At 70.1% G+C, this 23,627-nt stretch carries 18 protein-coding genes; 7 read left to right on the forward strand and 11 right to left on the reverse strand.

Annotation, left to right across the window (positions count from 1 at the left end):
• The first annotated feature begins 23 nt into the window (after positions 1–23).
• Positions 24–1,094 carry a ribosome small subunit-dependent GTPase A gene (gene rsgA / locus VED21_RS24335; protein ID WP_324886881.1) on the forward strand — a complete coding sequence of 357 codons (1,071 nt, stop codon included), beginning with the start codon at positions 24–26 and terminating at the stop codon, positions 1,092–1,094.
• Between the two features lie 142 nt (positions 1,095–1,236).
• On the opposite strand, the gene gyrB is transcribed toward rsgA, so the two are convergent.
• The 3 genes from gyrB to dnaN form a co-directional block, all read right to left on the reverse strand.
• Positions 1,237–3,705 (reverse strand): DNA topoisomerase (ATP-hydrolyzing) subunit B, encoded by a 2,469-nt coding sequence (gene gyrB / locus VED21_RS24340; RefSeq protein WP_324886883.1) that lies wholly within the window; start codon positions 3,703–3,705, stop codon positions 1,237–1,239.
• A 75-nt stretch (positions 3,706–3,780) separates the two neighbouring features.
• Positions 3,781–4,944, reverse strand: coding sequence for a DNA replication/repair protein RecF (recF, locus tag VED21_RS24345; protein WP_324886885.1), 1,164 nt, complete (start codon positions 4,942–4,944; stop codon positions 3,781–3,783).
• Positions 4,945–5,094: 150 nt separating this feature from the next.
• Positions 5,095–6,225, reverse strand: a complete 1,131-nt coding sequence (gene dnaN / locus VED21_RS24350) for a DNA polymerase III subunit beta (RefSeq protein ID WP_324886887.1) — start codon at positions 6,223–6,225, stop codon at positions 5,095–5,097.
• Between the two features lie 261 nt (positions 6,226–6,486).
• Between dnaN and VED21_RS24355 the strand changes: the two genes are divergently transcribed.
• Positions 6,487–8,688: an ATP-binding protein gene (locus VED21_RS24355; RefSeq protein WP_324886889.1), complete on the forward strand. Its 2,202-nt coding sequence runs from the start codon at positions 6,487–6,489 to the stop codon at positions 8,686–8,688.
• Positions 8,689–8,691: 3 nt separating this feature from the next.
• On the opposite strand, the gene arsN2 is transcribed toward VED21_RS24355, so the two are convergent.
• Both arsN2 and VED21_RS24365 read right to left on the reverse strand, forming a co-directional pair.
• Positions 8,692–9,132, reverse strand: a complete 441-nt coding sequence (gene arsN2 / locus VED21_RS24360; protein ID WP_324886891.1) for an arsenic resistance N-acetyltransferase ArsN2 — start codon at positions 9,130–9,132, stop codon at positions 8,692–8,694.
• A 4-nt stretch (positions 9,133–9,136) separates the two neighbouring features.
• Positions 9,137–10,816: a hypothetical protein gene (locus VED21_RS24365; protein ID WP_324886893.1), complete on the reverse strand. Its 1,680-nt coding sequence runs from the start codon at positions 10,814–10,816 to the stop codon at positions 9,137–9,139.
• 198 nt (positions 10,817–11,014) lie between these two features.
• On the opposite strand from VED21_RS24365, the gene VED21_RS24370 reads away from it, so the two are divergent.
• Together VED21_RS24370 and VED21_RS24375 are read left to right on the forward strand one after the other, a co-directional pair.
• Positions 11,015–11,446 carry a hemerythrin family protein gene (locus tag VED21_RS24370; RefSeq protein ID WP_324887046.1) on the forward strand — a complete coding sequence of 144 codons (432 nt, stop codon included), beginning with the start codon at positions 11,015–11,017 and terminating at the stop codon, positions 11,444–11,446.
• A 7-nt stretch (positions 11,447–11,453) separates the two neighbouring features.
• Complete coding sequence (locus tag VED21_RS24375; protein ID WP_324886895.1) at positions 11,454–11,813, forward strand: endonuclease domain-containing protein; 360 nt, start codon at positions 11,454–11,456, stop codon at positions 11,811–11,813.
• 125 nt (positions 11,814–11,938) lie between these two features.
• On the opposite strand, the gene VED21_RS24380 is transcribed toward VED21_RS24375, so the two are convergent.
• The gene (locus tag VED21_RS24380) at positions 11,939–12,817 is read right to left on the reverse strand and encodes an SDR family oxidoreductase (RefSeq protein WP_324886897.1); all 879 of its coding nucleotides are present in this window, start codon (positions 12,815–12,817) and stop codon (positions 11,939–11,941) included.
• Positions 12,818–12,888: 71 nt separating this feature from the next.
• On the opposite strand from VED21_RS24380, the gene VED21_RS24385 reads away from it, so the two are divergent.
• Positions 12,889–13,713 carry a hypothetical protein gene (locus VED21_RS24385; protein WP_324886899.1) on the forward strand — a complete coding sequence of 275 codons (825 nt, stop codon included), beginning with the start codon at positions 12,889–12,891 and terminating at the stop codon, positions 13,711–13,713.
• A 45-nt stretch (positions 13,714–13,758) separates the two neighbouring features.
• Here the strand turns inward: VED21_RS24385 and bluB are convergent, their stop codons facing one another.
• Positions 13,759–14,466 carry a 5,6-dimethylbenzimidazole synthase gene (bluB, locus tag VED21_RS24390; protein ID WP_324886901.1) on the reverse strand — a complete coding sequence of 236 codons (708 nt, stop codon included), beginning with the start codon at positions 14,464–14,466 and terminating at the stop codon, positions 13,759–13,761.
• Positions 14,467–14,564: 98 nt separating this feature from the next.
• Between bluB and VED21_RS24395 the strand changes: the two genes are divergently transcribed.
• Together VED21_RS24395 and VED21_RS24400 are read left to right on the forward strand one after the other, a co-directional pair.
• Entirely contained in the window at positions 14,565–15,002 is a 438-nt protein-coding gene (locus VED21_RS24395; protein ID WP_324886903.1) for a thioesterase family protein, read from the forward strand.
• A 220-nt stretch (positions 15,003–15,222) separates the two neighbouring features.
• Complete coding sequence (locus VED21_RS24400) at positions 15,223–15,828, forward strand: phasin family protein (protein WP_324886905.1); 606 nt, start codon at positions 15,223–15,225, stop codon at positions 15,826–15,828.
• A 164-nt stretch (positions 15,829–15,992) separates the two neighbouring features.
• Here VED21_RS24400 and VED21_RS24405 read toward each other — a convergent pair whose 3' ends face one another.
• The 4 genes from VED21_RS24405 to VED21_RS24420 all read right to left on the reverse strand — a co-directional run bounded on the left by VED21_RS24405 (position 15,993) and on the right by VED21_RS24420 (position 23,585).
• Complete coding sequence (locus VED21_RS24405) at positions 15,993–16,661, reverse strand: glutathione S-transferase family protein (RefSeq protein WP_324886907.1); 669 nt, start codon at positions 16,659–16,661, stop codon at positions 15,993–15,995.
• 132 nt (positions 16,662–16,793) lie between these two features.
• Complete coding sequence (locus VED21_RS24410) at positions 16,794–17,249, reverse strand: GNAT family N-acetyltransferase (protein WP_324886909.1); 456 nt, start codon at positions 17,247–17,249, stop codon at positions 16,794–16,796.
• A 189-nt stretch (positions 17,250–17,438) separates the two neighbouring features.
• Positions 17,439–21,986, reverse strand: a complete 4,548-nt coding sequence (gene gltB, locus VED21_RS24415) for a glutamate synthase large subunit (protein ID WP_324886911.1) — start codon at positions 21,984–21,986, stop codon at positions 17,439–17,441.
• A gap of 153 nt (positions 21,987–22,139) precedes the next feature.
• Positions 22,140–23,585 (reverse strand): NAD(P)-dependent oxidoreductase, encoded by a 1,446-nt coding sequence (locus VED21_RS24420; protein ID WP_324886914.1) that lies wholly within the window; start codon positions 23,583–23,585, stop codon positions 22,140–22,142.
• Between the last annotated feature and the right edge of the window lie 42 nt (positions 23,586–23,627).

Consider the following 23,627-nt stretch of genomic DNA (forward strand, 5'->3'; position numbering starts at 1 on the left):
CGTGTGCGGATCGGAAACAGTTGGTGAAGACCGAAATGACATCGAAAAATCCGGGTCTGGCCGACCTCGGCTGGACGGCCTTCTTTCAATCGCAAATCTCGATCGACGACCTTTCCCTCTCTCTCCCTGTTCGCGTTCTGGCGGTCCATCGCGGCCAGTTGTGCGTGGCAGGCGACGGGGGTGAAACGATGATCCCCTCCTACCTGCACGACGCCCGGTCGGAGGAGGAGTACCCGACCGTCGGCGACTGGCTGCTGATCAACCGCGACACGCACCGCCCCGACCGCGTGCTGCAACGCACGAGCCTGTTCAAACGGCGCGCACCGGGGACGGGCCGCAGGCTGCAGCTGATCGCGGCCAACATCGACACGCTGTTCATCGTCTCCTCCTGCAACCAGGACTTCAACGTGGCGCGGCTGGAGCGTTACCTGGTCCTGGCGCGGGAAGCGGGCGTCACGCCGGTCGTCGTGCTGACCAAGGCCGACCTGACGGACGAGCCAGAGGCTTACGCCAGGGCGGCCCGCGCCTTGCAGCGGGGCCTGCTGGTCGAAACCGTCAATGCGCTCGAACCCGGTGACCTCGCCGGGATCAGGGCGTGGTGCGGTTCGGGGCAGACGGTGGCCCTGATGGGTTCGTCCGGCGTCGGCAAATCGACGCTGATCAACACGCTGACGGGTGCCCGCGCGCTTGCGACCCAGGCGATTCGCGACGACGACGACAAGGGGAGGCACACCACGACCGCCCGTTCGCTGCACCGCCTGGAGGAGGGCGGCTGGCTGATCGACACGCCGGGCATGCGGGAACTGCAGCTGACCGATACGGCAGCCGGCGTGGAGGAGGTGTTCGAAGACATCGTTTTGCTGGCGAAGGCCTGCCGCTTCTCCAACTGCACGCACGAAGCCGAACCCGGCTGCGCCGTGCGGGCGGCGATCGAGGCGGGAACGCTGCCCCCGGAACGCCTCGCCCGCTGGCGCAAGCTCGCCGCCGAGGAGGCGTTCAACACGGAAACCCTGGCCGAACGCCGCGCCCGCGACCGCTCGTTCGGCAAAATGGTGAAGTCGGTGCTGAAAAGGAAAGAGAGGACGCGGTTTTAGGCAGGCGGGCGGAGTGACGATGCAGGCGGCAGGCCAGCATTCGAGCTTCGGAAACGCCATGACACATAATGTGCGAACGGGGTTCCGTTCGCACATTATGTGTCACAATTCTCAAGTTATGCGTCAGGCGACACAAACACCATCACACGTCCAGGTTCGCCACCTTCAGCGCGTTGTCCTGGATGAACTCACGGCGCGGCTCGACGATGTCGCCCATCAGGGTGGAGAAGACCTCCTCCGCCTGGTCGGCGTGGTTGACCTTCACCTGCAGCAGCGAGCGCTTGGTGGGGTCCAGCGTGGTCTCCCACAGCTGGTCCGGGTTCATCTCGCCCAGGCCCTTGTAGCGCTGGATCGTCACGCCGCGGCGGCCCAGTTCCATCACCGTGTCGAACAGCGCCGCCGGGCCGTTCAGCGTCCGCAGCTCCTTCTGCTTCTCGAAGGCGCGGCCGGGCTCCAGGAAGGTGCGCTTCAGCGTGGCCGCCAGGGCGTCCAGCTTGCGCGCCTCGGCGCTTTTCAGCAGGTCGGCGTCCAGCACGTGGCGGTGCGTCACGCCGCGCCGCGTGCGGATCAGCACATAGCCGCCGTCCGGCCATGCCTCGCCGCGCCAGCCGCCTTCGGCGTCCTGCGCGTTCAGGCGGGCCGCCACGACCGCCGCAGCCTCCGCCGCCTTTTCGGCATCCGTCGCCAGCCCCAGGGACAGGGCGCCGGCCACCGCCGCCTGCTCGACCACCGCCGCGTTGCCGGCCTTGCGGGCCAGCGCTTCCAGGTGCTGGCGGGCGGAGCGGGCCTGCTCCACCACCTCCTTCAGCGGCTCGCCGTGCAGCAGCGTGCCGTCGGCCAGCGTCACCGACAGGTCGCCCAGCGCCGCCTCGATCAGGTACTCCTCCAGCGCGCGGTCGTCCTTCAGGTACCGCTCCTTCGCATTGCCGCGCTTGATGCGGTACAGCGGCGGCTGCGCGATGTACAGGTAACCCTTCTCGATCAGGTCCGGCATCTGCCGGAAGAAGAAGGTCAGCAGCAGCGTGCGGATGTGGGAACCGTCCACGTCCGCGTCGGTCATGATGATGATCTTGTGGTAGCGCGTCTTCTCGACGTTGAACTCGTCGCGGCCGATGCCGGTGCCCAGCGCCGCGATCAGCGTGCCGATCTCGGCCGACGACAGCATCTTGTCGAAGCGCGCGCGCTCCACGTTCAGGATCTTGCCGCGCAGCGGCAGGATCGCCTGGAACTGGCGCGAGCGCCCCTGCTTGGCCGAACCGCCCGCCGAGTCGCCCTCGACGATGAACAGCTCCGACAGCGCCGGGTCGCGCTCCTGGCAGTCGGCCAGCTTGCCGGGCAGCGACGCCATGTCGAGCGCACCCTTGCGCCGCGTCAGCTCGCGCGCCTTGCGCGCGGCCTCACGGGCGGCGGCGGCCTCGACCACCTTCTGCACGACGCGCTTGGCGTCGGCCGGGTGCTCCTCGAAGTACTGGGCCAGGAACTCGCCGACCACCGATTCGACGACCGGACGGACCTCCGACGAGACCAGCTTGTCCTTGGTCTGGCTGGAGAACTTCGGGTCCGGCACCTTCACGGACAGCACGCAGGTCAAACCCTCGCGCGCGTCGTCGCCGGAGAGGTTGACCTTCTCCTTCTTGGCGATGCCGGATTCGTTGGCGTAGTTGTTGATGGCGCGCGTCAGCGCCCCGCGGAAGCCGGCGAGGTGCGTGCCGCCGTCCTTCTGCGGGATGTTGTTGGTGAAGCAGAGCGTCGTCTCGTGGTAGCTGTCGTTCCACTGGAGCGCGCATTCCACGGTGACGGTGCCGCCGTGCTCGGTCGGCCGCTCGGCCTTCATGGTGATGGCCGGCTTGTGCAGCGCCACCTTCGAGCGGTCGAGCCACTGCACGAACGCCTCCAGCCCGCCTTCGTAGTGCAGGTCGTGCACCTTGGGCTCGACGCCACGCTTGTCGGTCAGCACGAGGCGAACACCGGAGTTCAGGAAGGCCAGCTCGCGCAGCCGGTGCTCCAGCGTCGCGAAGTCGAACTCCGTGTTGGTGAACGTCTCCTTCGACGGCAGGAAGGTCACCTCGGTGCCGGTCAGCTGCTTGCCGTCCACCACCGGGGCCTCGCCCACGTCGGCCAGGCGCGCGTCGGCGACGCCGTGGCGGAAGCGCATGAACCACTCCCGCCCGCCGCGCCAGATGCGCAGCTCCAGCACCTCCGACAGGGCGTTCACCACCGACACGCCCACGCCGTGCAGGCCGCCCGACACCTTGTAGGAGTTCTGGTTGAACTTGCCGCCGGCGTGCAGCTGGGTCATCACGACCTCCGCCGCCGACACGCCTTCCTCGGCGTGGATGTCGGTGGGGATGCCGCGGCCGTTGTCGCGCACCGTGACGGAGCCGTCGGCGTTCAGCGTCACCAGGACGGCGTCGCAATAGCCGGCCAGCGCCTCGTCGATGGCGTTGTCCACGACCTCGTAGACCATGTGGTGCAGGCCAGAACCGTCATCGGTGTCGCCGATGTACATGCCCGGACGTTTGCGGACGGCGTCCAGACCACGCAGAACGGTGATCGCGTCGGCGCCGTATTCCTCCTGCGGGAGGACGGGTTTCAAAGCTTCCTGTGCCATGGCTCGATTATAACAGAGGTCGTTCCAAATATGGTGCGTCGCGGCGCGCCTGGCCGCATTTTTTTGTGTGTGACTCTACCCCGGCGCCACCCGCGCGTCCTCCACGCGGAAGCGGCAGGCGTCCTCGCCCAGCGGCGCGAAGACGGCGGCGTCGGTGCCGGTCATCCATGCCTGGGCGCCCAACGCGAGCAGCTCGCCGAACAGGGCGCGGCGGCGTTCCTCGTCCAGGTGCGCCGCCACCTCGTCCAGCAGCAGCAGCGGCGCCGCGCCGCGTTCTGCGGCCAGCAGCCGGGCGTTGGCGAGCACGATGGCGATCAGCAGCGCCTTCTGCTCGCCGGTCGAGCACAGGCCGGCCGGCATGTCCTTGTCCTGGTGGCGCACGGCCAGATCGCTCTTGTGCGGGCCCACCGCCGCCCCGCCGGCCTCGGAATCGTGCCGGCGCGACGCGCGCAGCTGCTCGCGCAGCGCGTCCTCCGCCGCCAGGGCCGGGCCGTTGCCCAACCAATCCTCAACGGCACCCTCCACCGCCAGCTCGGCGCCGGGGAAGGGGCCCACCGCGCGGGCGCAGGCGGCGCGCAGGCGCTGCACCACGTCCAGGCGCGCCGCCGCCACCGCCATGCCGGTGGTCGCCATCTGGTCCTCCAGGCTGGACAGCCAGCCGTCGTCGCCGCGCCCGTCGCGCAGCAGCCGCGCCCGCTCGCGCATGGCGTGCTCGTAGCGGCTGAGCCGCCCGGCGTGCGCCGGGTCGAAGCCGAAGACGAGGCGGTCGAGGAAGCGGCGCCGGCCGCTGGAGCCCTCCAGGAACAGCCGGTCCATCTGCGGCGTCAGCCACACCACCGCGACATGCTCGGCCAGCACGGTCTGTCCCTTGGCCGGGTGGCCGTCGATGCGGACGACGCGGCGGTCGGTCTCGTGGATGCCGGGTTCGCGGCCGGTGCCGATCTCCACCGGGCCGGCCGGCGTCTCCACCACCGCCGCCACCGCCCAGCCGGCGCCGGGGGCGGAACCGATGCGCTCCACCTCCGCCAGCTTCGCCCCGCGCAGGCCGCGGCCGGGGGCGAGAAAGCTGACGGCTTCCAAAAGGTTGGTCTTGCCGGCGCCGTTCGGGCCGATCAGCACCACCGGCCGCCGGTCCGGCTCCAGCCGCGCCAGTTCATAGCCGCGGAAACGCGTCAGCGTCAGCCGCGTGACCGCCAGGGCGTCGGGTTGCCGGGGGTCTATCCGAAGTGCTTCGAGCAACTGGTCCGTTCCGTTGGGGCCGCAGGGCACGCCCTTCGTCCGTGGGTTGGGTTGAGCGCCAGCGAAAACCCAACGTTCCGGCACGGCGTCCGCGTTGGGTTTTCGGCGTGCGCCTCAACCCAACCTACGAACCTGCGACTCCGTTGCCGGTCAGACGCGCATGGGCATCAGCACGTACAGCGCGGTGCCGTCGGCGACGTCGCGGATGATGGTGGGCGACGCCGCGTCCGCCATCGTGAAGCGGGCGCCCTCGCCCTCGATCTGCTGAGTGATGTCAAGGAGATAGCGAGAGTTGAAGCCGATTTCCAGGGGGCCGTCCTGGTAATTGACCTCCAGCTCCTCGGTGGCGCTGCCGGCTTCCGGGCTGGTGGCGGACAGCGTCAGCGTGCCGCGCGTCACGGCCAGCTTCACCGCCCGGCTCTTCTCGGTGGAGATGGTGGCGACACGGTCCACGGCGCTGGCGAACAGGCGGGCGTCCACCTCCATCACCTTGTCGTTGCCGGTGGGGATGACGCGCTCGTAGTCCGGGAAGGTGCCGTCGATCAGCTTCGACGTCATGACGATCGAATCGAAGGCGAAGCGGACCTTGTTCTCCGACAGCGAGATCTCGATGCGGTCGGCCGCCTCGTCGATCAGCTTGCGCACCTCCATCACTGTCTTGCGCGGGATGATGACGCCGGGGATGTTGTCCGCCCCGTCCGGCAGCGGCATCTCGACGCGCGCCAGACGATGGCCGTCGGTGGCCACGGCGCGCAGCACCGGGATGTCGCCGGTGGCGGCGGCCTGCCGGGCGGCGTGCACGTAGATGCCGTTCAGGTAATAGCGCGTCTCCTCGGTGGAGATGGCGAAGCGCGTGCGGTCGATCAGCGCGCGCAGGTCGCCGGCCGCCAGCGGGAAGCGGTGCTTCAGGTCGCCGCCGGACAGCTGCGGGAAGTCCTCCACCGGCAGGCACGACAGCTTGAACTGCGACCGCCCCGACCGCAGCGTCAGCTGCGACCCGTCGCCCGCCACGTCCAGCTCCACCTGGCTGCCGTCGGGCAGCTTGCGCACGATGTCGTACAGCGTGTGCGCCGGCGCCGTGGTGCCGCCCGGCCGGGAGATGGAGGCCGGGACGGACTCGACGATCTCCAGGTCCATGTCGGTGGCGGCCAGCGACAGCTCGCCGTCCTGGGCCTTCAGCAGCACGTTGGAGAGGATGGGAATGGTGTTGCGGCGTTCCACCACGCTCTGCACGTGACCGAGGGACCGGAGCAGGGCGGCGCGTTCGATGATGATGTTCATGCGGGTCGTCTGTCTTGCGCAGGCTCGTTGGTCGGAAGACGGCGAGTCGCCGGTGGTGGACCGCCGCACGGCCCGGCGAACCGGGCGCGGAGCGGGCGCGCATGATAGCACAACCACGGTTGTACCGAACCAAATTCGTCGCCCGGCGGCGGCCTGGGCGCGGCGGTGGGCGCGGCGGCGGGCGGGCTATGAGGTTTGTCAGCCTTATTCCGGGGGCGTCCGGCAAATAACATGCACTCGAAACCTCCGATTGCCGGCCCGATGTCGATACGCCAGCGCCTGATCGTCTTCACCATGGTCCTGCTTGCGCCCGTGGTGCTGGCGGCGGGGGCCTTCGTCCTGCACGACTACGGGCGGGAGCGGGCGGCGCGCGAGCGTGGGTTGCAGGAGACGGCCCGCGCCCTGGCCCTGGCCGTCGACCGCCAGCTCGGCCAGGCGGAGGCCATGCTGCGCGCGCTCGCCACCTCGCCGCACCTGGCGTCGGGCGACCACGAGGCGCTCCACCGGCAGGCGCGCGCCGCGGCGCCCGAGGGCACCTGGGTCGTGGCCCAGGATTCGCAGGGGCGCATGATGTGGAACGGCAGCGTTCCCTTCGGCACGCCGATGCCGGAGCAGCCGGTGCCGGAGGCGCGCAGCGTGTTGGAGACGGGGCGGGTGCACGTCTCCGACATGCGTGTCGGCCGGGTGACGGGGCGCGGCGTCGTCGGCGTCAACGTGCCCGTCGTCGAGGACGGCAAGCCGACGCGCGTGCTCAGCCTCATCATCCCGCCCTCGCAGTTCCGCCGGGTGCTGAGCGAGCAGGGGCTGGAGCCGAGCTGGGTCGGCACCGTCCTCGACCGCAAGGGCACGGTCATCGCCCGCACCCGCGCCTCCGAACAGTTCGAAGGGCGATCGGCCACCCCGGATCTGCTCGCCCGCCTCGCCGAAGCACCGGAGGGCGTGATGCCCAGCGCGTCGCTGGAGGGTGATCCGACGCTGGTCGCCTACAGCCGCTCGCCGGTGTACGGCTGGACCTTCGTCATCGCCGTGCCGCGCGCCGAGGTGGAGGGGCCGGTGCGCCGCTCGCTGCTGTGGCTGGCGGCGGGCGGGCTGGCCATCGTGGCGCTGGCCGCCCTGCTGGCGGCGCTGCTGGCGCGAACCATCGCCCGCCCGGTGGAGGCGCTGGCCGGCCGCGCCGCCGCGCTGGGCCGGGGCGAACCGCTGGCCCCGCTGGCCACCGGCCTGACCGAGGTGGACGCGGTGGGCCGCGCCCTGCACCGCGCCGGGGAGGAGCTGCGCCGCACCAACGAGGCGCTGGAGGAACGCGTCGCCCAAGCGGTGGCCGAGGTGGAGCGCACCCAGGCCGTGCTGGTCCAGGCGCAGAAGCTGGACGCCATCGGCCAGCTGACCGGCGGTGTGGCGCACGACTTCAACAACCTGCTCCAGGCGCTGTCCGGCTGCCTGCAGATGCTCGACCGGCGGACCTCCGAACCGCGCTCGCACGAGCTGATCCGCGCCGGCCTGCAGGCGGTGGACCGCGGCGCCAAGCTGACGCAGCAGCTGATGGCCTTCGCCAGGCGGCAGGCGCTGCGGCCGGAGCCGACGGACGTGCGCGACCGCCTGCTGGGCATGTCCGAGCTGCTGGCCCGCGCGCTGCGCGCCGACATCCGCATGGACGTGGACTTCGCCCCCGGCCTGTGGCCGGTGCTGGTCGATCCCACGCAGCTGGAGCTGGCGGTGCTCAACATCGTGGTGAACGCCCGCGACGCCATGCCCGACGGCGGCCGGCTGCACATCGCCGCCGCCAACGTCGACCTCGACGCCGCGACGGACCCGGAGGGGCTGTCCGGCTCCTTCGTGCGCATCGATCTGGCCGACAGCGGCATGGGCATGCCGCCCGACGTGCTGGCCCGCGTGTTCGAGCCGTTCTTCACCACGAAGCCGGTCGGCAAGGGCTCCGGCCTCGGGCTGGCGATGGTCTACGGCTTCGCCCGCCAGTCCGGCGGCGCGGTGCGCCTGAGCAGCGCGCCAGGGCAGGGGACGACGGTCATCTTGCTGCTGCCGCGCGCCACCGGGGCGCCGTGCGCGGCGGCGGTGCGAACCGGGGCGGCGGAGCCGTCGGCCGGGCGCCGCGTGCTGCAGGTGGAGGACGACGCCATCGTCGGCAACATGACGGCCGCGGCGCTCACCGAACTCGGCTACACGGTCGTGCGCGCCGGCAACGCCGACGAGGCGCTGGCCGTGCTGGCCGAGGTGGACGGGGTCGACGTGCTGTTCACCGATGTCGTGCTCCCCGGCGGCCAGAGCGGCATCGACCTCGCCCGCGAGGCGCGGCGGCGCGTGCCGGATCTGCCGGTGGTGCTGGCCACCGGCTACAGCGAGAGCTTCGCCGGTGCGGAGAGCCTGCCCGTGCTGCCCAAGCCCTACCGGCTGGAAGCGCTGGTCGCCGCGCTGGAATCGGCGATGGCGGAGCGGGCGCCGTAGGCGTCACCCCCGCGTCATGCACACGGCCGAGGCCGGGCAGAGCCCAGTGAACTGCCGGCTGCCGCGCACGGCGTCGGGCACCGACTCGCGCGGCACGCGGACCCAGCCCAGGTGTTCCCAGAACGGCACGGCGTCGGTCGTCAGCAGGTGCAGCGACGCGATGCCGCCCGCCGCCGCCAGCGCCTCGGCGCGCGCGACCAGGGCGCGGGCCAGCCCGCCGCCGCGGACCTCCGGATCGACGGCCAGGGAGCGGATCAGCCCGCACTCCCCGAACGGCTCGATGCCGACGCAGCCGGCGATGCGCCCCCGGTCAACGGCGACCAGCAGGACGGTGCCGCTCTCCACGAGGTCGGAGGCCGGCAGCTTCGCCGCCTCCAGCAGCGCCTTGATGGCGGGCCGGTCGGCGGCGGCGGCGAATCGGATCGCAAGGGCATCGGTCGTCATGCCGTCAATCCAAGCGCGATTCGTACAGCCGCACAAGGCTGACGAGGTCGGCGCACTGCCAATGGCGGGAGCGGTTCAGTTCGCTGCGCACGGCGCCGGCGTAGGTGTCGATGATGAAGCGCGCCTCGGGCGAAACCTCCCCGCCCGTTTCCAGATGGTGGCGCACGATGCGCTGCAGTCCCTGGCTGACCGGGCCGATCCACGGCGTCACGTCCTCGCCGATGGCGTTCAGGATGGCGTTGACGCGCACCACGTGGCTCATGCGTTCGCCCAGGTCGTCGCCGTCCGCCACCTTGATCGCCTGCACGAAGGCGGCCCCGGCCCCGGCGACGATGCGGCTGCGCGCCGTGCGCAGTTCCAGGCTGGCGTATCCCGCCGCCTCCAGCGTTGCCCCCCAGCGCCACACGCGGTCCAGCAGCCACAGAACGTCGTCGTGGTCGGGCGCTGGGGCGTGGCGGACCTGCGCCGCCACATGCGCGCGCTCCAGCGCCACCGGGAGCACGATGCCGGTCAGCGCCGCCGCCGCCTCGTCCAGCAGGGCGCGCACGCGCGGCCCGATGCTGCGGCTCGCCGTCAGCCCGGTGGCGGACAGGGTGCCCAGCGACCGCTCGAACCGCGCCAGCGCGTCGTCCAGCGTGTCGCGCACCGGCCGCGACAGGGGCAGGGCGTGCGCGTCGCGCGGGGCGCTGTCGCCGAACAGCCCGCGCACCAGCTCCCCCAGCGTCGTGCAGCAGCCGGAGAAATGGCCGAGCAGCGCCTGCTGCAGCGGCTGCGGCTCGCCGAACGACGGCCCGCCGTATTCACGGGCGTAGCGTTGCACCACGTCGTAGCGGCGCTTGACGTTCAGCGCGTACAGCGGCGCCAGCCACGCCAGCGGGTCTTCCAGGTCGCGGGTGGGAAAGGCCGCGCGCACGCGGCGCACGAAGCCGACGATGATTGCCGCCTGCCCGTCCACCTCCGCATGCCGGGCGGCGCCGGCGGCGGGCACGTCGTTCAGGTCGTGGCGCATGCGCTCGATCAGCGGCAGCAGCGCGGCGTTGTGCTCCAGCACCGTGTGCAGGAAACGCAGCATGCCGTGGTCGATCGGCGCCTTGTAGGACAGGTGCGGCGTGCGCTGGCGCGCGTCGCGCAACGCCTCGCGGTTGGCCAGCGCCAGGAACTCCTCCAGCCGCTTGCGCTGGCGCAGCGTGTCGCCCAGCCATGCCGCCGCGGCGGCCCGCATCGATTCGCGCATCGCCATGGCCTCGGGCGAGGCCAGCACGCGGTCGATGATGTCGTCCTGGGACATGGCGTCCAGGCGGTCCTGCACCTCCATGGCCAGCAGCGGAAACGCCTGCTGGCTCAGCGCGTGCCACACCCCGCCCATGTCCACGCGCTGCAGCAGGCCCGGCACCGCCTCGTGCGTGCGGTACAGGACGGGATCGTCGACCAGCAGCGGTTCGAACAGGCCGGTGAACAGGCGCCGCGCCTTGAACGGGCGCAGGCGGTTGAAATGCTCGACCAGGGCGTCGCGCAGGTGCTGCGCGCGGTCCTTGTTCTGCGCCTGGACGCTGTCGATTTCGTCGATGACCGCGCGGATGGCGTGGCGCGGCACCCGGCTGACCAACTCGTCGACCTGCCGGTGCAGATCCTCGCCGCGTCCCTTCCGGTCCTCTGGCCTGGTCGTGGTCGCCTCCCGCCGCACGCGGTGGCCGGGTAAGCCCCGGCCTTGTGGTTATCACTTACGATCATGATGACTCGAATCGCCGCCGGCTGGCAAGCCCGCGGTTGTGCTGCATATCTTTATATGCACGCTATGGGGGTTGGCGTTGCCGGCTCCACCCCACCCGTGGCATTCTGGCGGGGGGAAAGCACGCCGGCTGGGGGGCCGATTTCCGTGAGCATGGCCGATCTGGAATGGAACGAAGCCTATGGCATCGGCGTGCCGGAACTGGACGCCGACCTGCGGCGCCTGCACGACCTGTACTGCGCGATCCGCGCCTCGCTGGAGGGCGGCGGGGTCAGCACCGACCTGCGCGCCGTCTGCGGCGAGCTGATCGACACCGCCCGCGCCCACTTCGCGCGGGAGGAGCGGCTGATGGAGGTGTGCGACTATCCCGACCGCGCCGCGCATGCCAAGCTGCACCAGTCCTTCCTGGAGCAGGTGGAGGACGTCTGGACCTTCGTGCGCGACGACGGCGCGCGCGACGACTACATGGCGCGCTTCCTGGTGCTGGGCTTCATCGGCAAGTGGCTGAAGATGCACATCATGGTCGTCGACCAGAAGTTCGGCGAGTTCCTCGCCCTGCGCGGCCACGCCGGGGGGCGGGCGTGAGGATGGCATGACCACGCAGCGGGCGCGGCAACTCCGGCAATCGGCAACGAATTCCGAACGGCTGCTGTGGGGTGCGCTGCGCGACCGGCGGCTGAATGGCCTGAAGTTCCGGCGTCAGCAGCAGATCGGACGGTACGTGGTCGACTTCGTCTGCCACGAGCGCCGCTTGATCATCGAAGTGGATGGCGGCCAGCACAGCGTTGCCGGCGATGCGGAACGCACGGCGTTCCTTCAGGCGCAGGGCTATCGGGTGCTTCGCTTCTGGAATCCGGAGGTGTTGACGACCATGCCCGTGGTCCTGGAAACGATCTTGGCGGCCGCCAAGGATCCAGCCTTCACCCGCGAAGAAAAAGCCCCTCTCCCTTGAGGGGAGAGGGGTTGGGGTGAGGGTGGTTACGGCTCGGAGAGCCGGAAAATATTCTTTATCCCGCCTGCCGGCGGTAAATACCCCTCATCCCAACCCTTCTCCCCTCAAGGGAGAGGGGCTTTTTTCTACGCTGTCGCCTTCTCCGCCTCCAGCTGCGCGGTCAGCCCTTCCCGATAGGAGGGATAGCGCAGCGTGACACCCAGATCCCGCTTCATCCGGTCGTTCTTCACGCGCTTGTTGTCGGTCCAGAAGCTCTTCGCCATCTCCGACAGCTCGGCCTTGTCGAAGGGCACCAGCGGCGGCGGCTCGACGCCCAGCAGCTCGCAGGCGAACTCGGTCACCGCGCGCGGCTCGCACGGCTCGTCGTCGCAGACGTTATAGACGCTGCCGGGGCTGGGCCGCGCCATGGAGGCGCGCAGCGCCTGCACGATGTCGTCCACGTGCACGCGCGAGAAGACGTGGCCCGGCTTGTCGATGCGCCGGGCGCTGCCGTCGCGCGCGGCGTCCAGCGCGCTGCGGCCGGGGCCGTAGATGCCGGGCAGGCGGAACACATGCACCGGCACGCCGAACTGGCGGTGCAGGTGCAGCCAGCCGCGCTCCGCGTCCACGCGGCGCTTCTGCCGGTCGCCGGTGGGCTTCAGCCACGCCGCCTCGCTCACCCACTCGCCGCCGCGGTCGCCGTAGACGCCGGTGGTGGACAGGTACCCCGCCCAGTCCAGCGTGCGCAGGTCGTACAGGTCGCGCTCGTGCCGCGCCAGCACCGGGTCGCCGCGCTTGTCCGGCGGCACGGTGGACAGCAGGTGCGTGGTCCCGGTCAGGGCGCCCGCATCCAGCGGGTGGTCGCGGTCGAAGACGAAGGCCTCGATGCCGCGCGCGGCCAGCTCGGCGCGCTTCTCCTCGCCCTGGCAGGTGCCGGCGACGCGCCAGCCCTCGGCCAGCAGCTCGGCCGCCAGCCGGCCGCCGGTGTAGCCCAGGCCGAAGACGAACAGGCGGGGCGTGGTCATGGTGCGGGACCTTTCCCTTGACGTATGGGACCCTTGCGAATGGGCGCGCGTTGGCCGAGTGTAGGGCCGCCATGACCGGACGCAACGTTTTCCCACCGCTCGCCCTCCTGCTGCCGCTACTGGCGGCCGGCCCGGCGTTTGCCGCCAGCCCCCAGCGCGCAATCGATCAGCGCGCCGTCGACCACAACGCCGAGATGCAGGCCTGCACCAGACTGGCCGAGACGCGCCCCGACGCCGCGCTGGAAAGCGCGCAGGTCTGGCAGGAGCGCGGCGGCGGCGACCGCGCGCAGCTGTGCAAGGCGCTGGCCCTGTTCCACAAGGGCGACTTCAAGGCGGCCGGCGCCCGGTTCGAGGAGGTGGCGCCACGCCTGGGCCGGGACGACCCGCAGGCGGCCGCCGCGCTGTACGGCCGCGCCGGCTGGGCGTGGCTGCGCGCCGGCGATCAGGCGCGGGCCGAGAAGGCCTACGGCGAGGCGCTGAAGCGCCAGCCCGACGACGTCGACCTGCGCATCGACCGCGCCTTCGCCCGCGCCGAGGCGGAACGCTACTGGGACGCCGTGGCCGACCTGGACGTGGCCATCGCCCGCGACTCGACCCGGCCGGAGGCCTTCCTCTACCGCGCCGCTGCCCGCAAGGCGCTCAGCCAGTACCGCGAGGCGCTGCACGACGTGGCTCGCGCGCTGGAGCTGAAGCCGAACGATCCGGAAACGGTGCTTCTGCGCGGCAACATCAAGGTGGCGTCGGGCGACCTGAAGGGGGCGCGCGACGACTGGAAGCTGGTCCGCCGCCTCGCCCCCGATGGCCGCCCGGCCAAGTCCGCCGCCGACAACCTCGCCCGCCTGGACAAGGCGGAAGGCGCGCCGCCGCCCAAGGCGGCGGAACCGAAGAAGCCCTGAAAACCCGCCCCTGAAAACCCGCCCCTGAAATCTCGACGTGGATCCTTACTCCAGGTGATCCAGCAGCGGCTCGTCCCCGTTCCGGGCGCGCCAGCGGTTGAAGGACACCACGTCGCGCAGCGGCAGGCGCGACCGCCAGCCGGCGGTCTCCAGCTCCGGCTTCTCCAGGAAGGCGCGGACATAGCCCAAACACAGGTAGCCGATCAGCTCGACCTCCGCCGGGATGCCCAGTGCCGCGCGCACCTCGTCCGGGCGCAGGATGCTGACCCAGCCCAGGCCGACGCCCTCCGCCCGCGCCGCCAGCCACAGGTTCTGCACGGCGCACACGGCGCTGAACAGATCCATGTCCGGCATGTGCGTGCGGCCCAGCACCACCGGGCCGGCGCGCTGCCGGTCGCAGGTCACGGCGATGCCGACGGGGGCGTCCAGGATGCCCTCCAGCTTCAGCGCGCGGTAAGCCGCCTGCCGCTCCCCCTCGAACAGGTCCGCGGCTTCGGCGTTGGCGGCGCGGAAGGCGTCGTGCACGCGGCGCTTCACGCCGGCGTCGGTGACGACCACGAAGTCCCACGGCTGCATGAAGCCGACGGACGGCGCGTGGTGGGCGGCGCGCAGGATGCGCGCCAGCACCGCGTCGGGCACCGGGTCGGGCAGGAACTGGCCGCGCACGTCGCGCCGGCTGAAGATGCAGCGGTAGACGGCGTCGCGCTCGGCGTCGCTGAACGCCGGGTCGGCTTGAACGGCATGCGGATCCATGAATGGCCTCTTGCCACGGTTCGGCTGGGAAAGCCAGCGCCGCCGCGTCATACTGCACCCCAACATTCAGCAGACAAACCATAAGGGAGAGAGACCGCATGCCCGACGTGACCGAGCGCCTTCTCGCCGACCGTGCCCGCTTCAAGAGCTGGACCACCGAGAAGCTGCGCTACTGCGACACCGACCGCCAGGGGCACATCAACAACGCCGTGTTTTCCGAGATGGTGGAGGCCGGCCGCGTCCATTTCCTCTTCGAACCCGGCGCGCCGACCGCCCCGCCGGGCTGCGCCTTCGTCATCGCCCGGCTTGAGCTGGACTTCCTGGGCGAGATGGGCTGGCCGGGGACGGTGGACGTGGGCACCGGAGTGCTGACCGTCGGGCGCAGTTCGTTTCGGCTGGGGCAGGGGCTGTTCTTCAACGGGGCCTGCGTCGCCACGGCCGAGGCGGTGATCGTCCTGATGGACGAGGCGACGCGCCGCTCCGCCCCGCTGCCGGACGATTTTCGCGCCCGCCTGGAATCGCTGCGGATCGACTGACGCATTTCGCTGACAGAGAAAGTTTCGGCTGCGATCGGTCTTTTTCAATAAAACCGATCGCTGTTCTACCAGGGGGACAGCAACCTTTTTGTACCAGGAACTTGTGTCTGCTGCCGGTGTTGGCGGTTCCATCGGAGATGGGCGGGGATGACGGATCTGTGTCGCCCCGCCCTTTGTCGAGAACCCAAGATCAACAACAGCAAGGCATGGGGATCTTTTCATGGCACAGGACAATGCACAGCGACGATCCGGCGAGGACGCCGATCCGGCCCGCCGTCCGGGCGAGCGCGTTGCCGATCTGGCGGAGCAGACCGGCAACGCCGCAGCCGACACCGCCCGCCGCGCCTTCGGCGAAATGCAGTCCACCGAGCGCGCGGCCCGGAACGTGGCGGAATCCAGCCTCGGCACCGCCAACCAGATGGCCCGCGACATGGTGGAGCGGATCGGCAACGTCTTCACCATCAACACGCCGGAAGCGCAGGAAACGATCCGGCGCACCACCCAGAACATGAACGCGGTGATCGAGGCCAACACCGCCCTGTCGGAAGCCAGCCAGGCGATCTGGCGCGAATGGCTGGACTTCGCCCAGGAAGCGGCGCGCCAGCAGGCCGATGGGATACAGCGCGTGGTGGCGGCCCGCACGCCGCACGACCTGGTCGACGCGCAGATGGCGCTGCTGAAGCGCGAGGTGGAGACCTTCCTGAACACCGCGTCGCGCGTCTCCGACCTGTCCTCCCGCGCGGTGCGCCAAGCGACCACCCGCGTGCGCGAAGCCGCCTCGGAGGACGAGGAGCAGGCCCGGGCGCCGCAACGCCGCCGGGCGTAGCTGTTTCCAAGCCCCTCCCCCTGCTCCGCAGGGGCGGCCTTTACGGCAAGCAAACGCCTCGTAGGTTGGGTTGAGCCGGAGGCGAAAACCCAACCTACGGGCCGCTGATCCTTGCGGACACCTTGCCCTCCTCCTCCCCCACCGCAGGCAGGGGAGGGGGAACATCAAAAATCCAGATCGGCGTAGTGCTTGGGCGGCGGGCAGCCGGGGATGCTGTCCTGCAGCAGCGGGCGGAAGCTGGGCCGCGACTTGATGCGGGCGTACCAGTCCTTGGCCTCCGGGTTGTTGTCCCAGGGCACGTCGCCGACGTAGTCGACGCAGGAAATCTCCACCGCCGCCGCGATGTCGGCCAGCGAGAACCACGGGCCGGCCAGCCAGGGCCGCCGCTCGGCCAGGAAGGCGATGTAGTCCAGGTGGTAGTGGATGTTCGCCAGCCCGGCGCGGATCGCCGGGGCGAACGGCTGGCCCTGGCCGGACAGGCGCTTGCCCAGCTTCTCGCCGACCAGGTTCTCGGTCACCTCGCGGTCGAACTTGCGGGTGAACCACGAGACAATGCGGCGCACCTCGGCGCGGCCGGCCACCTCCGGCGGCATCAGCGGCACGTCGGGGTAGGCCTCCTCCAGATACTCGATCACCGCCCAGCCGTCGGCGATCACCGTGCCGTCGTCCTCCACGAGGACGGGCACCTCGCCGGCCGGGGTCAGGGCCAGGAAGTCCGTGCGCCGTTCCCACGGCTTCTCGACGACCGCCTCGAAAGGCAGGCCCTTCTCCGCCAAGGCGACGCGCGCCAGACGGGAGAGGGGGGAAAGGGGATGGTGATACAGGGTCCGCATGCCGGGCGGGACTGTAGCCCAAGCACATCGGCGAAAACAATCGGTCCATCGGCCGTCCCGCGGCGGTAGGCCGGATTGGGTACGGGCACCCGCCGAATCGACGGGTGGACCACACTCGTCAGTATGCCGGCATCAGTATGCCCGATGCGGCTTGCGGTAGACCACGTGCGGGCTGTCGGCCGCGTCCGCAGCGCCCACCGGCACCCAGCCGTTGTGTTCGTAGAAGGCGCGCGCGGCGGCGTTGCGGGCGGCGCAGGTCAGTTCCGCCGGGCCGTCCAGGCTGGCCAGCGCTTCCCGAAGCAGGGCGCTGCCGATGCCGCGGTTCTGCCAGTCCGGGTCGATGAACAGGTTGTGCACCACGCCCTGCGGCCCGTCGATGGAGACGAAGCCGACCACCGTGCCGTCCACCTCGGCCACCAGCACCGTCTCGTCCTCGACGCAGTCGTAATAATCATCGAGGCCGAAGCGCTCGGCCGGCTGCCAGGGAAAGGCGCGGCGCCGCCCGTCCAGGAAGATGCGGGCGCACCGGGGCCCGTCGCCCGCGGCGGCCGGGCGCGTGACGATCCGCAACCCCTTCACGAACGGCATAGCCCCCTCCCTGCCGCTGCCTCTTTTCGCGGCACGCCGCTCCGACAACCGTTTCGGGTCAACGATATTCCGGCACGCGCCGGGCGCCTAGGACCTGGGGGCAACAGTGCCAAACGAAACGGCGGCCCGGTGGTGTACCGGGCCGCCGCTGTTTCACCGCACGTTGCGGTATCCTTACTTACTCCGCGCTCACTCCGCCGGGATCGCCTTCGGCAGGGTGACGGGCACCTCCAGCCGGTTCAGCATCTCCTTCGGCACCACCTGCCAGAAGCGGCCGCGGGCGCGCTCCCAGTCGTTCAGGATCTCGGCGGCGAAGCGGCTTTGCGTCTCCTCGACGTGCTCCTCGATGAGGCGCTTCAGCTGGTCGTCGTAGTGCGCCACCTCGATGCGCTGGTAGGCGACGCTCTCGTCGTTGACATAGAGCGGGAAGCTGCCCGCCTCGTCGTAGACGTAGGCCATGCCGCCCGTCATGCCGGCGGCGAAGTTGTCGCCGACCGCACCCAGGATCACCGCCGTGCCGCCCGTCATGTACTCGCAGCCGTTGGAGCCGCAGCCCTCGACCACCACGCTGGCGCCGGAGTTGCGCACCGCGAACCGCTCACCGGCCTGGCCGGCGGCGAACAGCTTGCCCGCCGTGGCGCCGTACAGCACCGTGTTGCCGATGATCGTGTTCTTGTTGGTCTCCAGCGGGCTGGACGTGGTCGGGCGCACCACGATGGTGCCGCCCGACAGGCCCTTGCCGACGTAGTCGTTCGCGTCGCCGAACACCTCCAGCTTGATGCCCTGCACCGCGAAGGCGCCCAGCGACTGGCCGGCGGTGCCGCGCAGGCGCACCGTGACGTGGCCGGGCTGCAGCCCCGCCATGCCGAACTTCCGCGTCACCATCGACGACAGGCGCGTGCCGATGGCCCGGTGCGTGTTGCGGATGGTGTAGGCGAGCTGCATCTTCTCGCCCTCCTCGAACAGCGGGCGGGCGTCGGCGACGATGCGCGCGTCCAGCGTGTCCGGCACCTCGTTGCGGCCTTGCATGGTGCAGTAGCGCGCGTTCTCGCCCGGATCCACCTGCGCCAGCAGCGGGTTGAGGTCGAGGTCGTCCAGGTGCTCCGCACCGCGGCTCACCTGATGCAGCAGGTCGGTGCGGCCGATCACCTCGTTCAGCGACTTGAAGCCCAGCTGCGCCAGGATCTCACGCACCTCCTCCGCCAGGAACGAGAAGAGGTTGACCACCTTCTCCGGCGTGCCGGTGAACTTCTCGCGCAGCTTCGGATCCTGCACGCACACGCCCACCGGGCAGGTGTTGGAGTGGCACTGGCGCACCATGATGCAGCCCATGGCGATCAGGCTGGCGGTGCCGATGCCGAACTCCTCCGCGCCCAGCATGGCGGCGATGACGATGTCGCGGCCGGTCTTCAGGCCGCCGTCGGTGCGCAGCCGCACGCGGTGGCGCAGGCGGTTCAGCGTCAGGACCTGATGCACCTCCGACAGGCCCATCTCCCACGGGCCGCCGGCGAACTTGATCGACGTCTGCGGGCTCGCACCCGTGCCGCCCGAGTTGCCGGAGATCAGGATGACGTCGGCGTTGGCCTTGGCGACACCGGCGGCGATGGTGCCGATGCCCGACCGCGCCACCAGCTTCACGCACACCTTGGCGTCGGGGTTGATCTGCTTCAGGTCGTAGATGAGCTGCGCCAGATCCTCGATCGAGTAGATGTCGTGGTGCGGCGGCGGGCTGATGAGCGTCACGCCCGGCGTCGAGTGACGCAGCCGCGCGATCATCTCCGTCACCTTGAAGCCGGGCAGCTGGCCGCCCTCGCCGGGCTTGGCGCCCTGGGCGACCTTGATCTCCAGCTCACGGCACTGGTTCAGGTACTCGGCGGTGACGCCGAAGCGGCCCGACGCCACCTGCTTGATGGCGCTGTTCCAGTTGTCGCCGTTCTTGTCCGGGCGGAAGCGCGCCGGATCCTCGCCGCCCTCGCCGCTGTCGGACTTGGCGCCGATGCGGTTCATGGCGACGTTCAGCGTGCCGTGCGCCTCCGGCGACAGCGCGCCCAGCGACATGCCCGGCGTTACGAAACGCTTGCGGATCGCCGTGATGCTCTCGACCTCGTCGATCGGCACCGCCTTGTTCAGCGAGCGGAACTCCAAGAGGTCGCGCAGCTGCATCGGCGGGCGCTTGCGCACCTGCTCGGAATACTTCTTGAACGTGCCGTAGCTGTCGTCCGACACCGCCTGCTGGAGCAGGTGCATGATGCCGCCTTCCCAGCCGTGCCGGTCGCCCGACTTGCGGAAGCGGTAGAAGCCGCCGACGGGCAGGGTGACGACGTCCTCGTCGAAGGCGACGGCGTGCTGCTCCAGCACCTTCTTCTGGATGCCGTTCAGGCCGATGCCGGAGATGCGGCTGACCATGGCCGGGAAGTGCTCGGCGATCAGCGCGCGCGACAGGCCCACCGCCTCGAAGTTGCAGCCGCCGCGATAGCTGCTGATGATCGAGATGCCCATCTTGGACATGATCTTCAGCAGGCCCTCGTCGATGGCCTTCTTGTAGCGCGCCAGACCGGTCTCCAGCGGCATGTTGCCGAACAGGCCGCGGCGCTGGCGGTCGGCGATCGCCTCCTGCGTCAGGTAGGCGTTCACCGTGGTGGCGCCCACGCCGATCAGCACGGCGAAGTAATGCGTGTCCAGGCACTCGGCCGAACGCACGTTCAGCGAGGTGAAGGTGCGCAGGTTGTTGCGCACGAGGTGCGTGTGCACGGCACCCGTGGCCAGGATCATCGGGATGGCGGCGCGCTTGGCGCTCATCCGCTCGTCCGTCAGGATCACGTGGTTCGCACCACCGCGCACGGCGTCCTCGGTCTCCTGGCGGATGCGCTTCAGCGCGTCCTTCAGCGCGTCGGGGCCGCCGTCGACCGGGAAGGTGCAGTCGATCTCCGCCGCCGTGTCGGCCATGTAGGCGCGCATGGCGCGCAGCTCGGCCGTGGTCAGCACCGGCGATTCGAGCTGGAGCAGGCGCGTCTGGCTCTCGTCCTCGTCCAGGATGTTGCCCAGGTTGCCCAGGCGCGTCTTCAGGCTCATCACCCGGCGCTCACGGAGCGAGTCGATGGGCGGGTTGGTGACCTGGGAGAAGTTCTGGCGGAAGAAGTGGTGCAGGCCGCGGTACTTCTCCGACAGCACGGCGATGGGGCTGTCGTCGCCCATCGAGCCGACGGCCTCCTTCGCGTCCTCCACCATCGGGTGCAGGATCAGCTCCATGTCTTCCATGGTGATGCCGAAGGCCATCTGGCGGCGGCGCAGCTCCGCCTTGTCCAGGTCGGCCGGCTCACCCTGCAGCGAGGCCTTCTTGACCAGCTCGTCCAGGTGCGTGGTGTTCTTCACCCAGTTGCCCCACGGCTTCTGGGCGGCCAGCAGGTCCTTGACGGCCGTGTCGCTGTAGAGGTTGCCGGTGGCGAGGTCGACGGCGATCATCTGCCCCGGGCCCAGGCGGCCCTTCTCCACCACCTGCGTCTCGTCGATCTTCACCATGCCCGTCTCGGAGCCGGCGATGATCAGCCCGTCCGTGGTGATGGTGTAGCGCATCGGGCGCAGGCCGTTGCGATCCATGCCGCCGACGACCCAGCGGCCGTCGTACATGGCCAGCGCCGCCGGGCCGTCCCACGGCTCCATGACGGAGTTGCAGTACTGGATCAGCGCCTTATGGTTGTCGGGCGTGGTCTGCGAGCTGGTCAGCGCCTGCGGCACCAGCATCATCTTGACCATCGGGGCCGGGCGGCCGGCGCGCACCATCACCTCGAACACGGCGTCGAGCGCACCCGAGTCCGACAGGCCCACGCCGATGATCGGCTTCAGGTCGGCCATGTTGGCGCCGAACGCCGGATGCTCCATCCGCGTCTCGTGCGCCTTCATCCAGTTGACGTTGCCCTTCAGCGTGTTGATCTCGCCGTTGTGGGCCAGCGTGCGGAACGGCTGGGCCAGCGGCCACGTCGGGAACGTGTTGGTGGAATAGCGCTGATGATAGATGGCGAAGTTCGACTCGAACCGCTCGTCCAGCAGGTCGGGGTAGAAGGTCGTCAGCTGCTCCGCCAGGAACATGCCCTTGTAGATGATCGAGCGGGACGACAGCGTGCAGATGTAGAAGTCGTTGATCTGCTCGGCCCGCACCGCCCTCTCGATGCGGCGGCGAATGACGTACAGGTCCAGCTCGAACTGCTCGTCCGACACGCCCTTGGAATTGCCGATGATGATCTGTTCGATCTCCGGCCGGGTGGCGTTGGCCTTCTCGCCGATGATGTCGACGTTGATCGGCACCTGGCGCCAGCCGTAGATGTAGTAGCCGAAGTTCAGGATCTCGGTCTCGACGATGCAGCGGCAGGCCTCCTGCGCGTCCAGCGAGACGCGCGGCAGGAAGACCTGGCCGACGGCGAGGTTGTTTTCCGGCGGCGTGTGGCCGATGACGCGGACGTGGTCCTTGAAGAACTTCTGCGGCACCTGCACGTGGATGCCAGCACCGTCGCCGGTCTTGCCGTCGGCGTCGACGGCGCCGCGGTGCCACACGGCCTTCAGGGCCTCGATGCCTTTCTCGACGACCGAACGGCGGGGCTTGCCGTCGATGGCGGCGATGAAGCCGACGCCGCAGGCGTCCCGCTCCTCCACCACATCGGCGAGGTCGGCCGTGGTCAGCCGCTCCACGTTGGCGCGGTACTCGGCGACGAACTGCTCACCCTTGTTCAGCATCTTGGTCATCGGTCGACCCTTTCAGTCTTCAAGTCGCGGGGCGCGCGGCCCCGGATGTCGTCGCGCCGTGGGTTGGGTTGAGCCGCAGGCGAAGCCCAACGCGCCGGCGATGCGAGGTGTGTTGGGCTTCGCTGGCGCTCAACCCAACCTACGATCGGCTGCTTACTCCGCCGCCTCGGCGTACGCCCCGGCCTTGGCCTTGACGTAGGCGTGGATCGATTCCGCGGCGTCGCGGCCGTCGCGGATCGCCCACACCACCAGCGAGGCGCCGCGCACGATGTCGCCGGCGGCGAAGACGCCGTCCAGGCTGGTCATCTTGGTGCGGGCGTCGGCCGTCACCGTGCCCCAGCGGGTCACCTTCAGCGACGGCTCGCCGAACAGGGCGGGCAGGTCCTCCGGATCGAAGCCCAGCGCCTTGATGACGAGGTCGGCCTCGATGGTGAACTCGGAACCCTCGATCACCTGCGGGGTCTGGCGGCCGGTGGCGTCGGCCACACCCAGGTGGATGCGCACGGCGCGCACGCCCGTGACGTTGCCGTCACCCACGAAGGCCTCCGGGGCGGCCTGCCAGATGAACTCCACGCCCTCTTCCTCGGCGTGCGCCACCTCGCGCTGCGAGCCCGGCATGTTCTTGCGGTCGCGGCGGTACAGGCACTTCACCGACTTCGCACCCTGGCGGATGGCGGTGCGCACGCAGTCCATGGCGGTGTCGCCGCCGCCGATGACGACGACGCTCTTGCCCTTGGCGTTCAGCGAGCCGTCCTCGAAGGCCGGCACGGCGTCGCCCAGGTCCTTGCGGTTGGACGCGGTCAGGTACTCCAGCGCCGGCACGATGTTGCCCAGGCCCGAACCCGGCGCCTGGATGTCGCGCGCCTTGTACACGCCGGTGGCGATCAGCACGGCGGCGTGCTTGCGGCGCAGGTCGGCCATGCTGGCGTCGCGGCCGACGGTGAAGTTCGGGTGGAAGACCACGCCGGCGTCGGCCAGCAGCTGGACGCGGCGCTGCACCACGTCCTTCTCCAGCTTGAAGCCGGGGATGCCGTAGACCAGCAGGCCGCCCATGCGGTCGTAGCGGTCGTACACGTGCACCTCGTAGCCCTTGGCGCGCAGCTGCTCGGCGGCGGCGAGGCCGGCCGGGCCGGCGCCGATCACGCCGACGGACACGCCCAGCTCGCGCACCGGCGTGCGCGGCTTGACCCAGCCCTTCTCCCAGGCGGTGTCGTTGATGTAGCGCTCGACCGAGCCGATGGTGACGGCGCCGTGCGTCGACTGCTCGATGACGCAGTTGCCCTCGCACAGGCGGTCCTGCGGGCAGATGCGGCCGCAGATCTCCGGCAGGTTGTTGGTCGCCTGGGAGGCCTCGTACGCCTCCTCCAGCCGGCCCTCGGCCGTCAGCTTCAGCCAGTCGGGGATGTTGTTGGCGACCGGGCAGTGCACCTGGCAGAACGGCACGCCGCACTGCGAGCAGCGGTTGGCCTGCTCGTTGGCGCGCTGGTCGGTGAAGCGGGCGTAGATCTCGCGGAAGTCCTGGCGGCGTTCCTCGGCGGTGCGCTTGTCGGGCATCTTCTGCGCGGTGTGCACGAAGCCCAACATACGGTTCTGCGCCATGACGCCTACTCCTCGCTCGAGATCCGTCCGGCGGGGGACGGT

The sequence above is a fragment of the Azospirillum sp. genome (genome assembly GCF_035627195.1).
Classification (GTDB): Bacteria; Pseudomonadota; Alphaproteobacteria; order Azospirillales; family Azospirillaceae; genus Azospirillum.

Bases quoted from the DNA above. Each gene is read 5' to 3' on its own strand.
- gyrB (WP_324886883.1), bottom strand. From the start codon at position 3,705: ATGGCACAGGAAGCTTTGAAACCCGTCCTCCCGCAGGAGGAATACGGC.
- dnaN (WP_324886887.1), bottom strand. From the start codon at position 6,225: ATGAACATCATCATCGAACGCGCCGCCCTGCTCCGGTCCCTCGGTCAC.
- VED21_RS24355 (WP_324886889.1), top strand. From the start codon at position 6,487: ATGTCGATACGCCAGCGCCTGATCGTCTTCACCATGGTCCTGCTTGCG.
- arsN2 (WP_324886891.1), bottom strand. From the start codon at position 9,132: ATGACGACCGATGCCCTTGCGATCCGATTCGCCGCCGCCGCCGACCGG.
- VED21_RS24370 (WP_324887046.1), top strand. From the start codon at position 11,015: ATGGCCGATCTGGAATGGAACGAAGCCTATGGCATCGGCGTGCCGGAA.
- VED21_RS24375 (WP_324886895.1), top strand. From the start codon at position 11,454: ATGACCACGCAGCGGGCGCGGCAACTCCGGCAATCGGCAACGAATTCC.
- VED21_RS24380 (WP_324886897.1), bottom strand. From the start codon at position 12,817: ATGACCACGCCCCGCCTGTTCGTCTTCGGCCTGGGCTACACCGGCGGC.
- VED21_RS24385 (WP_324886899.1), top strand. From the start codon at position 12,889: ATGACCGGACGCAACGTTTTCCCACCGCTCGCCCTCCTGCTGCCGCTA.
- bluB (WP_324886901.1), bottom strand. From the start codon at position 14,466: ATGGATCCGCATGCCGTTCAAGCCGACCCGGCGTTCAGCGACGCCGAG.
- VED21_RS24395 (WP_324886903.1), top strand. From the start codon at position 14,565: ATGCCCGACGTGACCGAGCGCCTTCTCGCCGACCGTGCCCGCTTCAAG.
- VED21_RS24400 (WP_324886905.1), top strand. From the start codon at position 15,223: ATGGCACAGGACAATGCACAGCGACGATCCGGCGAGGACGCCGATCCG.
- VED21_RS24405 (WP_324886907.1), bottom strand. From the start codon at position 16,661: ATGCGGACCCTGTATCACCATCCCCTTTCCCCCCTCTCCCGTCTGGCG.
- VED21_RS24410 (WP_324886909.1), bottom strand. From the start codon at position 17,249: ATGCCGTTCGTGAAGGGGTTGCGGATCGTCACGCGCCCGGCCGCCGCG.
- gltB (WP_324886911.1), bottom strand. From the start codon at position 21,986: ATGACCAAGATGCTGAACAAGGGTGAGCAGTTCGTCGCCGAGTACCGC.
- VED21_RS24420 (WP_324886914.1), bottom strand. From the start codon at position 23,585: ATGGCGCAGAACCGTATGTTGGGCTTCGTGCACACCGCGCAGAAGATG.